Source organism: Geodermatophilus sp. SYSU D00815, assembly GCF_054050035.1.
Genome location: NZ_JBJGYO010000015.1, coordinates 31,259 through 42,953, shown reverse-complemented (window position 1 = coordinate 42,953; position 11,695 = coordinate 31,259). Strand labels below are relative to the sequence as shown.

12 protein-coding genes are annotated in these 11,695 nt (G+C 73.0%); 8 read left to right on the top strand and 4 right to left on the bottom strand.

The genetic code is table 11. The annotated features are described in order from the left end of the window. The first annotated feature begins 5 nt into the window (after window positions 1–5). Window positions 6–1,496, top strand: coding sequence for a DUF349 domain-containing protein (locus tag ACI78S_RS16550; protein WP_456975246.1), 1,491 nt, complete (start codon window positions 6–8; stop codon window positions 1,494–1,496). Between the two features lie 59 nt (window positions 1,497–1,555). Here the strand turns inward: ACI78S_RS16550 and miaB are convergent, their stop codons facing one another. Continuing rightward, on the bottom strand, window positions 1,556–2,995 hold the full coding sequence (gene miaB / locus ACI78S_RS16545) for a tRNA (N6-isopentenyl adenosine(37)-C2)-methylthiotransferase MiaB (RefSeq protein WP_456975244.1): 1,440 nt from the start codon (window positions 2,993–2,995) through the stop codon (window positions 1,556–1,558). A 111-nt stretch (window positions 2,996–3,106) separates the two neighbouring features. On the opposite strand from miaB, the gene ACI78S_RS16540 reads away from it, so the two are divergent. The 7 genes from ACI78S_RS16540 (at window position 3,107) to ACI78S_RS16510 (ending at window position 9,374) form a co-directional block, all read left to right on the top strand. Next, a complete protein-coding gene (locus ACI78S_RS16540; RefSeq protein WP_456975242.1) occupies window positions 3,107–3,862 on the top strand; it encodes an amino acid ABC transporter ATP-binding protein in 756 nt (251 codons plus the stop codon). Window positions 3,863–3,909: 47 nt separating this feature from the next. Further along, entirely contained in the window at window positions 3,910–4,803 is an 894-nt protein-coding gene (locus ACI78S_RS16535; protein WP_456975240.1) for a glutamate ABC transporter substrate-binding protein, read from the top strand. Between the two features lie 75 nt (window positions 4,804–4,878). Then, window positions 4,879–5,529 carry an amino acid ABC transporter permease gene (locus ACI78S_RS16530; protein WP_456975238.1) on the top strand — a complete coding sequence of 217 codons (651 nt, stop codon included), beginning with the start codon at window positions 4,879–4,881 and terminating at the stop codon, window positions 5,527–5,529. Beyond that, complete coding sequence (locus ACI78S_RS16525) at window positions 5,526–6,416, top strand: amino acid ABC transporter permease (RefSeq protein ID WP_456975236.1); 891 nt, start codon at window positions 5,526–5,528, stop codon at window positions 6,414–6,416. The genes ACI78S_RS16530 and ACI78S_RS16525 overlap by 4 nt, the downstream gene beginning before the upstream one ends. Before the next feature lie 58 nt (window positions 6,417–6,474). Continuing rightward, window positions 6,475–6,870, top strand: a complete 396-nt coding sequence (locus tag ACI78S_RS16520; RefSeq protein ID WP_456975234.1) for a hypothetical protein — start codon at window positions 6,475–6,477, stop codon at window positions 6,868–6,870. A gap of 119 nt (window positions 6,871–6,989) precedes the next feature. After that, the gene (gene ctaD / locus ACI78S_RS16515; RefSeq protein ID WP_456975232.1) at window positions 6,990–8,750 is read left to right on the top strand and encodes an aa3-type cytochrome oxidase subunit I; all 1,761 of its coding nucleotides are present in this window, start codon (window positions 6,990–6,992) and stop codon (window positions 8,748–8,750) included. Window positions 8,751–8,981: 231 nt separating this feature from the next. Beyond that, window positions 8,982–9,374 carry an MmcQ/YjbR family DNA-binding protein gene (locus ACI78S_RS16510; protein ID WP_456975230.1) on the top strand — a complete coding sequence of 131 codons (393 nt, stop codon included), beginning with the start codon at window positions 8,982–8,984 and terminating at the stop codon, window positions 9,372–9,374. 55 nt (window positions 9,375–9,429) lie between these two features. On the opposite strand, the gene ACI78S_RS16505 is transcribed toward ACI78S_RS16510, so the two are convergent. From ACI78S_RS16505 to ACI78S_RS16495, 3 genes are all read right to left on the bottom strand, one after another. After that, window positions 9,430–9,927: a regulatory protein RecX gene (locus ACI78S_RS16505; RefSeq protein ID WP_456975368.1), complete on the bottom strand. Its 498-nt coding sequence runs from the start codon at window positions 9,925–9,927 to the stop codon at window positions 9,430–9,432. Window positions 9,928–10,251: 324 nt separating this feature from the next. Then, window positions 10,252–11,283, bottom strand: a complete 1,032-nt coding sequence (recA, locus tag ACI78S_RS16500) for a recombinase RecA (protein WP_456975228.1) — start codon at window positions 11,281–11,283, stop codon at window positions 10,252–10,254. Window positions 11,284–11,467: 184 nt separating this feature from the next. Then, window positions 11,468–11,662: a DUF3046 domain-containing protein gene (locus tag ACI78S_RS16495; protein ID WP_456975226.1), complete on the bottom strand. Its 195-nt coding sequence runs from the start codon at window positions 11,660–11,662 to the stop codon at window positions 11,468–11,470. Window positions 11,663–11,695 lie beyond the last annotated feature (33 nt).

The window sequence follows — 11,695 nt, the reverse complement described above, 5'->3', positions numbered from 1 at the left end:
ACGCGGTGACCCCGGACGCGGGGACGCCGGCCGCGCCGGTGCCCGGTGACGCGGAGCTGGCCGACCCGACGGCCGACGCGCCGTCCGCGGCGCAGGAGCCGGCCGCCGAGGAGCAGGCGCCCGCCGAGGAGCGGCCCGCCGCGGAGCGGCCCGCCGACGAGCAGCCCGCCGAGGAGCAGCCCGCCGCGGAGCAGGCACCCGCCGCGGAGGCCCCCGCCGTCCCCAGCCCCGCCGCCGTCCCGACCCACGCGCCCGCTGCCGAGGCCCCCGCCGAGCCCGCGGCGGTCGCCCACGACCCCGCCCGGTGGGGGCGGGTCGACGAGGACGGCACGGTCTACGTGCGCACCGCCGACGGCGAGCGCGCGGTCGGCTCGTGGCAGGCCGGCGACCCGGCCGCCGGGCTGGCCCACTACGCGCGCCGCTACGACGACCTGGCCACCGAGGTGTCGCTGCTGGAGGCGCGGCTCAAGGCGCACACCGGCAATCCCGGCGAGCTCAAGGCCAAGGCGCAGGCGCTCGCCGACTCCATCCCGACCGCCGCCGCCGTCGGCGACCTCGACGGGCTGGCGGCGCGGGCGCGCGCCATGGTCGAGACGGCCGACTCCGCCGCCGCGGAGTCCCGCGCCGAGAAGGCCGCCGCCCGGGCCGCGCAGATCGCGCGCAAGGAGGCGCTGGCCGCCGAGGCCGAGCAGATCGCGGCCGAGTCCACGTCGTGGAAGGCGGCCGGCGACCGGCTCAAGGCGATCGTCGAGGAGTGGAAGACCATCCGCGGCATCGACCGCAAGACCGACGAGGCGCTCTGGTCGCGGTTCGCCGCCGCCCGCGACGCCTTCGGCCGCCGCCGCGGAGCGCACTTCGCCGCCCTCGACGCCCAGCGCAACGAGGCCCGCGCGGCCAAGCAGGAGCTCATCGCCGAGGCGCAGCGGCTGTCGACGTCCACCGACTGGGGGCCGACGTCGGCGGCGATGCGCGGCCTCATGGAGCGGTGGAAGGCGGTGCCCCGCACCGGCCGCGACGGCGACGACGACCTGTGGAAGCAGTTCCGCGCCGCGCAGGACGTCTTCTTCAACGCCCGCGCCGAGCAGGACAAGGCCCGCAACGCCGAGCAGGTGGCCAACCAGGAGAAGAAGGAGGCGCTGCTCGCCGAGGCCGAGAAGATCGACCCGTCGTCGGGGAACGCGCAGAACCTCCTGCGCCGGATCCAGGAGCGCTACGACGCGATCGGCCATGTCCCGCGCGGCGCCATGCGCGCCCTGGAGGACCGGATGCAGGCCGTCGAGCAGAAGGTCCGCGGCGCCGCCGACGCCGGCCGCTCGCGGGTCGCGCCCGAGAACCCGATGGTGACCTCGATGCGCGCCGCGGTCACCAAGGCCGAGGAGCAGCTGGCCAAGGCCGAGGCGGCCGGCGACGCGCGGCGCATCGAGGAGGCGCGGGCGAACCTCGCCACCCGCCGCGAGTGGCTGGCCGAGGCCGAGAAGTCCGCCGCCCGGCGCTAGCAGGAGGGCCCCGCTGCCCCCACCGCTCGCACGCTGGCGGCGGGGCCCTGCAGCGGGGCCTACACCCGGACGGCGGGCATGCCCAGGAGGACGCCCGGCGTGGTCGGCCGGGTGCCGGCCTCGCCGGCGTCACCGGCGCGGGTGCGCCGGTGCGACCGCAGCGGCCCGTCGGCGACCAGGTGGTGCGGCGCGGCCTGGGTGAGCACGGTCTCGACGACGTCGCCGGGCCGGACGCCGTCGGTGGCGGTGAAGTGCACGAGCCGGCCGTCGCGGGCCCGGCCGGTCATCCGCCCGCGGACGGCGTCCTTGCTGCCCTCCCCCGCCGACACCAGCAGCTCGACGGCCGTGCCGACCAGCGCCCGGTTCTCGGCCCAGCTGATCTCGTCCTGCAGCGCGACCAGCCGCTCGTAGCGCTCCTGGACGACGGCCTTGGGCAGCTGGCCCGCCATCTCGGCCGCCGGCGTGCCGGGCCGCTTGGAGTACTGGAACGTGAAGGCGCCGGCGAAGCGGGCCTGCCGGACGACGTCGAGGGTCTGCTCGAAGTCGGCCTCGGTCTCGCCCGGGAAGCCGACGATGATGTCGGTGGTGATCGCGGCGTCGGGCATGGCGGCGCGCACCCGCTCGAGGATGCCCAGGTAGCGCTCCTGCCGGTACGCCCGCCGCATCCGCCGCAGGACGTCGTCCGAGCCCGACTGCAGCGGCATGTGCAGCTGGTGGCAGACCGCCGGCGTCTCCGCCATCGCGGCGATGACGTCGTCGGTGAACTCGCGCGGGTGGGGGCTCGTGAACCGGATCCGCTCCAGGCCCTCGATCCGGCCGGCGGCCCGCAGCAGGTCGGCGAACGCGCCGCGGTCGCCGAACTCGACGCCGTAGCTGTTCACGTTCTGCCCGAGCAGGGTCACCTCGAGCACGCCCTGGTCGACCAGCGCCTGCACCTCGGCCAGGATCTCGCCCGGCCGGCGGTCCTTCTCCTTGCCGCGCAGCGCCGGGACGATGCAGAACGTGCAGGTGTTGTTGCAGCCGACGCTGATCGACACCCACGCCGAGTAGGCCGAGTCGCGCTTGGCCGGCAGCGTCGAGGGGAAGACCTCCAGCGCCTCGGCGATCTCCACCTGCGCCTCGGCGTTGTGCCGCGCCCGCTCCAGCAGCGCCGGCAGCGAGCCGACGTTGTGCGTGCCGAAGACGACGTCGACCCACGGCGCCTTGCGCACGATCTCGCCGCGGTCCTTCTGCGCCAGGCAGCCCCCCACCGCGATCTGCATGCCGGGGTGCGCGTCCTTCACCGGCCGCAGGTGCCCCAGGTTGCCGTACAGCCGGTTGTCGGCGTTCTCCCGCACGGCGCAGGTGTTGAGGACGACGACGTCGGCGTCGTCCCCGTCGGCGGCCGGCCGGTACCCGGCGGCCTCGAGCAGGCCGGAGAGCCGCTCGGAGTCGTGCACGTTCATCTGGCACCCGAAGGTGCGGACGCGGTAGGTGCGGGCGGGCGCGGTCGTGTCCATGGCAGCTCCCGAGGGTACGGCGCCGGGCACGGGCGGCCGCCGGGACGCTTCGTTATGGCTTCGTTGCCGCGCGGCGACTTCCGCGGAAATCCGTCCACCTAGGGTCGTTGCGTGGCCAGCCCCGCGACGACCGAGCCCCTGGTGCGGCTCACCGGTGTCAACAAGTGGTTCGGCGACCTGCACGTGCTCCAGGACGTCGACCTGACCATCGAGCGCGGCGAGGTCATCGTCGTCATCGGCCCGTCGGGGTCGGGCAAGTCGACGCTGATCCGCACCGTCAACCGGCTGGAGGCCATCCAGCAGGGCGAGATCACCATCGACGGAGAGCCGCTGCCCGCGGAGGGCCGGGAGCTGGCCAGGCTGCGCAGCGACGTGGGCATGGTGTTCCAGAGCTTCAACCTCTTCGCCCACAAGACGATCCTGCAGAACGTCACGCTCGGCCCGGTCAAGGTGCGCGGCCAGCGCCGGGCCGACGCCGAGAAGCGCGCCCGGGAGCTGCTCGACCGGGTCGGCGTGGGTGCGCAGGCCGACAAGTACCCGGCGCAGCTCTCCGGCGGCCAGCAGCAGCGGGTGGCGATCGCGCGGGCGCTGGCGATGGATCCCAAGATCATGCTCTTCGACGAGCCGACGTCGGCGCTCGACCCGGAGATGATCAACGAGGTCCTCGACGTGATGACCTCGCTGGCCCGCGACGGCATGACGATGGTCGTCGTCACCCACGAGATGGGCTTCGCCCGCCGGGCGGCGAACCGGGTCGTCTTCATGGACGGCGGCCGCATCGTCGAGTCGGCCGACCCCGAGACCTTCTTCACCAGCCCGCGCTCGGAGCGGGCGCAGGACTTCCTGTCCAAGATCCTCCACCACTGAGGACCCCGCCGGGCCGTCCCGGCACGCACCACGAGAAAGGACCCTCCATGCGCATCACCCGCACCGCCGCCGCCCTCGCGGCCGCCGGCGTCGTCCTCGCCGGCTGTTCCAGCGAGGCCGGGCAGGACACCGAGCAGCAGGCCGAGAACACCCAGGAGGTCCAGGAGGACGTCGAGTTCGAGGCCGGCACCACGATGGCCGCCCTCAACGAGGCCGGCACCGTCACCGTGGGCACCAAGTTCGACCAGCCCGGGTTCGGCCTGCTCAACCCGCAGACCCAGCGCCCCGAGGGCTTCGACGTCGCGATCGCCGAGATCATCGCCGCGGAGCTCGGGATCGACCCGGAGAACGTGGAGTTCGTCGAGACGGTGTCGGCCAACCGCGAGCCGTTCATCCAGAACGGCCAGGTCGACTTCGTCGTCGCCACGTACACCATCAACGACCAGCGCAAGCAGGTCGTCGACTTCGCCGGGCCGTACTACGTCGCCGGGCAGGACATCATGGTCGCCACGGGCAACCCCGAGGGCATCGAGGGCCCGGACGACCTGGCCGGCCTCACGGTCTGCTCGGTCGAGGGCTCGACCCCGGCGCAGAACATCCGGGACAACTACCCGCAGGCCACGCTGGTCACCTACGACGTCTACTCCAAGTGCGCCGACGACCTGCGCAACGGCAACGTGCAGGCGGTGACCACCGACAACGTCATCCTGACCGGTCTGGTCGCCGGCAGCCCCGACGACTTCGAGCTGGTGGGCAACCCGTTCACCGAGGAGCCGTACGGCATCGGCCTGCCCAAGGGCGACGACGAGTTCCGGACCTTCATCAACGACGTCCTCGAGGAGTCCTACGAGGACGGCCGCTGGGCGGAGGCCTGGGACAGCACGGTCGGGCAGATCACCGGCGAGGAGGCCCCGGAGCCGCCGGCGGTCGACCGCTACTGATCGCACGGGGCGGGGACCGGGCGGCGAGCCCGGTCCCCGCCCCTCGTGTCCGGCTGGAGCCAGGGAGGAGGGCCCGTGTCGTTCGTCGTCGACAACTTCCCGCTGCTGCGCAGCGCGTTCCTGACCACGCTGTCGCTGGCGGTCCTGAGCGGCCTCGTCGCGCTGGCGCTCGGCACCGTGCTGGCCGGGATGCGCGTGAGCCCGATCCCGCCGCTGCGCGGGTTCGCGGGCTTCTACGTGGAGGTCTTCCGCAACACCCCGCTGACCGTCGTCTTCTTCTTCCTCGTCTTCGGCATCGTCGAGATCGGCCTGCAGTTCCCGTCCCGGTTCGTCGCCGCGGTGGCCGCGCTGTCGCTCTACACGGCCGCGTTCGTCTGCGAGGCGCTGCGGTCGGGGATCAACGCCGTCCCGCCCGGGCAGGCCGAGGCCGCGCGGGCGCTCGGGCTCGACTTCGGGCAGACGCTGCGCTCGGTGGTGCTGCCGCAGGCCTTCCGCACGGTCGTCCCCCCGCTGGGCAACGTGTGGATCGCCCTGGCCAAGAACACCTCGATCGCGGCTGGCTTCGCGGTCACCGACCTGACCGCGGCCCTGCAGCGGCTGTCCAACGTCAACGCCGACCGGCTGCTGGCCGTCTTCCTCGCGATCGTCGCGGCCTACCTGCTGATCACGCTGCCCTCGGCGTGGGCGATCCGCACCGTCGAGAAGCGGGTGGCGATCGTCCGATGAGCGCGACCGTCCTGTTCGACCTGCCCGGCCCCCGCGCCCGGCGCAACCAGCGCATCGGCACGGTGGTCGGCGGCCTGTTCGTCGCCGTCCTGCTGGGTCTGGCGCTGTGGCAGCTGGCGAAGAACGAGCAGCTGGACCCCGACCGCTGGGCGATCCTGTTCGACCCCGCAGCCGGCGTGCCCCAGGCGCTCTGGGACGCGCTGCTGAACACGCTGGCCGCCGCCGCGGTCGGCATGGTGCTCGCCACCGTGCTCGGCGCGCTGCTCGCCGTCGGCCGGCTCTCCGACCACGCCTGGGTGCGCGTGCCCGTCACGGCCGTGATCGAGTTCTTCCGCGCGGTCCCGCTGCTGATCCTGATCCTGTTCTGCCTGCTCTACCTGCCCACGCTCGGGCTCCCCATGACGGCGTTCCGGGCCCTGGTGCTCGGGCTGACGCTCTACAACATGGCCGTCCTGGCCGAGATCTTCCGGGCCGGGATCCTGTCGGTCGACCGCGGTCAGCGGGAGGCGGCCTTCGCGCTCGGCATGCGCAAGACGCAGGTCATGACGACGGTGCTGCTCCCCCAGGCGGTCCGCCGGATGCTGCCGGTCCTGGTGGCGCAGCTGGTCGTGCTGCTCAAGGACTCCTCGCTCGGCTTCATCGTCGGCTACCTGGAGCTGCTGCGGCAGGCGCGCAGCCTGGTCGAGTTCTTCAACTTCCGCTTCGGTGACACCTACACCTTCCAGCTCTACGTGGGCGCCGCGGTGCTCTACATCGTGGTCAACGTGCTGCTGTCGGCGCTGGCGCGGTACGTGGAACGGCGCACCCGGCGGACGCCGAAGTCGACCGGCGCCCCGGCCCGACTGCCCGCCGACGCGGAGATGACCGCTGGGGGCGGCCCCGTCTGACGCCGTCCGGCGCGCCGCGGCTGCACGCGATGTCACTGCGGCGAAACTGATCGTCACCATGGAGACGACGCTCGCCGCTGGACCGCTGCTGCCGGTCCCCGACCCTGCGCGGCGCGAGCGGCAGGACCCGGCGCAGCAGTTCGTCGCGCGCCTGCGGGCGGCCGCCCCGGAGTTCGCCCGCGCCGCGGGCGCGCAGACCGCGGTGGTCCGCGAGGCCGTGCCGCCGGCCCGGCACCGCCGCTGCCGGTGCCGGGTGGTGTTCCGGGCGGCCGACGGGGCGGTCGTCGACGTCACGCTCCTGGGACCCGCCGGCCGGCCCGGCCGCGGCTTCGAGGCGCAGATCGCGCGCTGGCTGGCCGAGGGCGCGCCGCGGGACCCCGCGTGGCTGGTGTCCGACGCCGACTCCCCGGACGGCGTCGCGGTCGACCTCTCCGCCTGGATCGCCACCGGCTGATCCCGCGGTCGCACGAGTTTCGCTCGGGGCGCGGGTGGGCCACGATGGGGCTGTCGCGTGAAGGCGCCGCGCGACAGGGTCACGGGTGGCCGCGGTGGCGGCCGCATGGAGGTGGCGGCATGACCGCGATCGCCCCGAAGCCGATCGTCAGCCGGCCGAGCCCTGCCGCCCACCCGGTCAAGGGTTCGCGGTTCACGAACCTCCTGCGCACGACCGACCACAAGACCATCGGCCTGATGTACTTGGTCACGTCGTTCGTCTGGTTCATCGTCGGCGGCTTCATGGCGATGCTGATCCGCGGCGAGCTGGCCCGCCCGGGCCTGCAGTTCCTCTCGCCGGAGCAGTACAACCAGCTGTTCACGATGCACGGCACCGTGATGCTGCTGTTCTTCGCGACGCCGCTGTTCTTCGCGTTCGGCAACCTGATCATGCCGCTGCAGATCGGCGCCCCCGACGTCTCCTTCCCGCGGCTCAACGCCTTCTCCTACTGGCTGTTCCTCTTCGGCAGCTCGATCGCGGTCGCCGGCTTCCTCACCCCCGGTGGCGCGGCCGACTTCGGCTGGTACGCCTACACGCCGCTGTCCGACGTGGTGCACAGCCCCGGTGCCGGGGCCAACCTGTGGATCGCCGGCCTGGCCGTCTCGGGTCTGGGCACGATCCTCGGCGCGGTCAACTTCGCGACCACGATCGTCACCCTGCGCGCTCCCGGCATGACCATGTTCCGGATGCCGATCTTCACCTGGAACACGCTCATCACGAGCCTGCTCGTGCTGATCGCGTTCCCGATCCTCACCGCGGCGCTGTTCGCCCTGCTGGCCGACCGCAACCTCGGCGCGCTCGTCTACTCGGACGAGAACGGCGGGCCGATGCTGTGGCAGCACCTGTTCTGGTACTTCGGCCACCCCGAGGTCTACATCATCGCGCTGCCGTTCTTCGGCATCATCACCGAGGTCATCCCGGTCTTCAGCCGCAAGCCGCTGTTCGGCTACAAGGGCATGGTCTTCGCGACGATCGCGATCGGCTTCCTGTCCTTCTCGGTCTGGGCGCACCACATGTTCGCCACGGGCGCGGTGCTGCTGCCCTTCTTCAGCTTCCTGACCTACCTGATCGCCGTGCCGACCGGCATCAAGTTCGTCAACTGGATCGGCACGATGTGGAAGGGGTCGCTGAGCTTCGAGACGCCGATGCTGTGGTGCATCGGCTTCCTGGTCACCTTCCTGCTCGGCGGGCTCACCGGGGTGCTGCTCGCCTCACCGCCGCTGGACTTCCACCTCAACGACAGCTACTTCGTCGTCGCCCACTTCCACTACGTCGTCTTCGGCACCGTGGTGTTCGCCGCCAATGCCGGCATCGCCTTCTGGTTCCCGAAGCTGTGCGGCCGGATGCTCGACGAGCGGCTGGGCAAGCTGCAGTTCTGGATGACGTTCATCGGCTTCCACGGCACGTTCCTGGTGCAGCACTGGCTGGGCAACGAGGGCATGCCGCGCCGGTACGTCGACTACCTGCCGACCGACGAGTTCACCGTGCTCAACACGATCTCGTCGATCTTCAGCTTCGTGCTCGGCGCCTCGATCATCCCGTTCGTCTACAACGTGGTGAAGTCGTGGCGGAGCGGCCCCCTGGCGCTGCGCGACGACCCCTGGGGCCACGGCAACTCGCTGGAGTGGGCGACGTCGTCGCCGCCGCCGCGGCACAACTTCCTGGAGATCCCGAAGATCCGCTCGAACCGCCCGGCGTTCGAGGCGCACTACCCGCACCTCGTCGAGCGGCTGGACGCCGAGGCGCACATGGGCAAGCGGCACGAGCCCTACGCCGGCGTCAGCGAGATCGGGGCGTCGGAGGGGCAGCGGCAGGGCCCGAAGGACCCGGACCCGACGTGAGCGGCCACCGTCGCCGCGACGGTTGAACCGCCGAGGCCCGGAACCGGCATGGTTCCGGGCCTCGCCGTTCGACGGACGCTCGCGGCCGGCCCGCCCCGCCGGGCGCGAGCACGGCGGACGAGGGTGCTGTCATGGGTCCGTGTGGTGCTCGAGCCCGGCTGCTCAGGGCGGCGGTCTCCGGACGACGACGCCTGCCCGGACGCGCGGGCGCTGGAGGAAGAGCTGGACGGCATGGACGGCGTGAAGCTGCTGGCGATCGCGATGGAGACCGCCTCCCAGCTCCCGGCGGTGACGCACGAGCACCCGTTCGGGCCCGAGTGGGAGGTGTTCAAGGTCGTCGGCAAGGTGTTCCTGCTGGCGACCGAGGTGCCCGGCGAGCCGGTCGTGACCCTGAAGTGCGAGCCCGAGCACAGCCAGGCCCTGCAACAGCGGTACGCGGAGGTCGTCCCCGGCTACCACATGAACAAGCGGCACTGGCTGACCATCCGTGCCGGTGACGCGGTGACGCGGGAGCTCGTCGACGAGCTGGTGCGCAACTCGTACGAGCTGGTGGTGGAGGGACTGCCCAGGACGAAGCGCCCGACCAGTGCGATGCAGGCCCACGGCGATCCGAAGGCCACCTGAGCCGGGACGAGACGGACCCATCCGCGGCCCTTGTCCGCCGAACCCGCCCCGGGCGTCAGGGGAGGAAGGCGTCCAGGCCGAGCTCCGGGTGGGACGGACCGCCGTCGTCCTCGTCGCCCCGCTCGTCGAGCGCCTCGCGGACGACGTAGGCCGCCAGCCCCCCGCCGTAGCCCTTGCGGGCGAGCATGCCGATCAGCCGGCGTTCGGCGGTCTGCCGGTCCAGCCGGTGCATCGACGGCAGCCGCCGCGCCACCAGGCGCCGGGCCGCGTCCCACTCGTCCTGCGGATCGATCTCCTCCAGCGCCGCGGCGGCGACCTCGGGTGCGACGCCCTTGGCCCGCAGCTCGGCGCCCAGCGCCCGCCGGGCGAGGCCGCGACCGGCCTGCCGGGAACCGACCCAGGCGCGGGCGAAGGCGGCGTCGTCGATGAGGCCCACCTCGGTGAACCGGTCGAGAACGGCGGCCGCGGCGTCGTCGGGCACGCCGCGGCGGGCCAGCAGATCGGCCAGCTGCTGGCGCGTCTTGGCCGCGCCGGTCAGCGCCCGCAGGCAGATGGCGCGCGCGACGGACTCCGGGTCACCCGGCTCGTCCTCGGCCGGACCCGGGGTGTCGACGAGCTCGGGGTCGCGCGCCGCGCCGTCCGGCGTGCCACCGCGGGCTGACCGGGGGGGGGGGGGGGGGGGGGGGGGGGGGGGGGGGGGGGGGGGGGGGGGGGGGGGGGGGGGGGGGGGGGGGGGGGGGGGGGGGGGGGGGGGGGGGGGGGGGGGGGGGGGGGGGGGGGGGCGCGCGCGCGGCGCGGGCGGCGGCCCCCCGGCGGGGGCCCCGCCCCGACCCGCCGGCTCGGGGCCGGCGGGTCGCGCGGGTGGTCATCGAGGGCCTCAGAAGTCGGCCGGGGCCTCGACCGGTGCGTCGAGGGTCGGGCCGACGCCGAGCTTCTCCTTGACCTTCTTCTCGATCTCGTCGGCGAGGTCGGGGTTGTCGCGGAGGAAGGCGCGGACGTTCTCCTTGCCCTGGCCGAGCTGGTCGCCCTCGTAGGTGTACCAGGCGCCGGACTTGCGGATGAAGCCGTGCTCGACGCCGGCGTCGATCAGGCCACCCTCGCGGCTGAACCCGACGCCCCAGAGCAGGTCGAGCTCGGCCTGCTTGAACGGCGCGGCGACCTTGTTCTTGACGATCTTGACGCGGACCCGGCTGCCGACCGCCTCGGTGCCCTGCTTGAGGGTCTCGATGCGGCGCACGTCGAGCCGGACGGAGGCGTAGAACTTCAGCGCCCGCCCACCGGTGGTGACCTCGGGCGAGCCGTAGACGACGCCCACCTTCTCGCGCAGCTGGTTGATGAAGATCGCGGTGGTGCCGGAGTTGTTCAGGGCACCGGTGATCTTGCGCAACGCCTGGCTCATCAGCCGGGCCTGGAGGCCGACGTGGCTGTCGCCCATCTCGCCCTCGATCTCGGCGCGCGGCACGAGCGCGGCGACCGAGTCGATGACGATGATGTCGAGCGCGCCGGAGCGGATGAGCATGTCGGCGATCTCCAGCGCCTGCTCACCGGTGTCGGGCTGGCTGACCAGCAGGGCGTCGGTGTCGACGCCGATGGCCCGGGCGTACTCCGGGTCGAGCGCGTGCTCGGCGTCGATGAAGGCCGCGATGCCGCCGGCGGCCTGGGCGTTGGCCACCGCGTGCAGGGCGACCGTGGTCTTGCCGGAGGCCTCGGGGCCGTACACCTCGACGACGCGGCCGCGGGGCAGCCCCCCGACGCCCAGCGCGATGTCGAGGGCGATCGAGCCGGTCGGGATGACCTTGATGGCCTGCGAGGTGCTCTCGCCCAGGCGCATGACGGAGCCCTTGCCGAACTGCTTGTCGATCTGGGCGAGGGCCATGTCGAGGGCCTTGTCGCGGTCGAGCGTTGCCATGGTGCTCACCTTCGGGAAGTCACGTGGAGCGGTCGGGATCGACGCTAGGGCGGGGGTCCGACACTTTCGGGTGATCGGGTGGGCCTGTGGAGAGCGGGTCCACCTGTGGACGCACTGTAGACCGAACAGGCGTTCGACTGCCAGGTCGACGCGCCGTCCGCCACAGCCGCCCCGCGAGCCCCGCTCAGCGCAGCTTGGGCGGGACCTCGAACTCCTCGCAGATGGCCAGCCAGACCCGGCGGACCGGCACCCCCGCGTCGATGGCGTCGACGGCGCTGCGCCCGCCGAGGGAGGAGAAGACGTGGTCGCGCGCCACGCTCTCGGCCCGCATCGTGCCGAAGTGGTCGCGGAGGCGGGACCAGAACTCCTGCAGGCGCACGCCTCGACGCTAACCCGTAGGCGCGACCGCCCG

Bases quoted from the DNA above. Each gene is read 5' to 3' on its own strand.
- ACI78S_RS16520 (WP_456975234.1), top strand. From the start codon at position 6,475: ATGGAGACGACGCTCGCCGCTGGACCGCTGCTGCCGGTCCCCGACCCT.
- ACI78S_RS16535 (WP_456975240.1), top strand. From the start codon at position 3,910: ATGCGCATCACCCGCACCGCCGCCGCCCTCGCGGCCGCCGGCGTCGTC.
- recA (WP_456975228.1), bottom strand. From the start codon at position 11,283: ATGGCAACGCTCGACCGCGACAAGGCCCTCGACATGGCCCTCGCCCAG.
- ctaD (WP_456975232.1), top strand. From the start codon at position 6,990: ATGACCGCGATCGCCCCGAAGCCGATCGTCAGCCGGCCGAGCCCTGCC.
- ACI78S_RS16510 (WP_456975230.1), top strand. From the start codon at position 8,982: ATGGACGGCGTGAAGCTGCTGGCGATCGCGATGGAGACCGCCTCCCAG.
- ACI78S_RS16525 (WP_456975236.1), top strand. From the start codon at position 5,526: ATGAGCGCGACCGTCCTGTTCGACCTGCCCGGCCCCCGCGCCCGGCGC.
- miaB (WP_456975244.1), bottom strand. From the start codon at position 2,995: ATGGACACGACCGCGCCCGCCCGCACCTACCGCGTCCGCACCTTCGGG.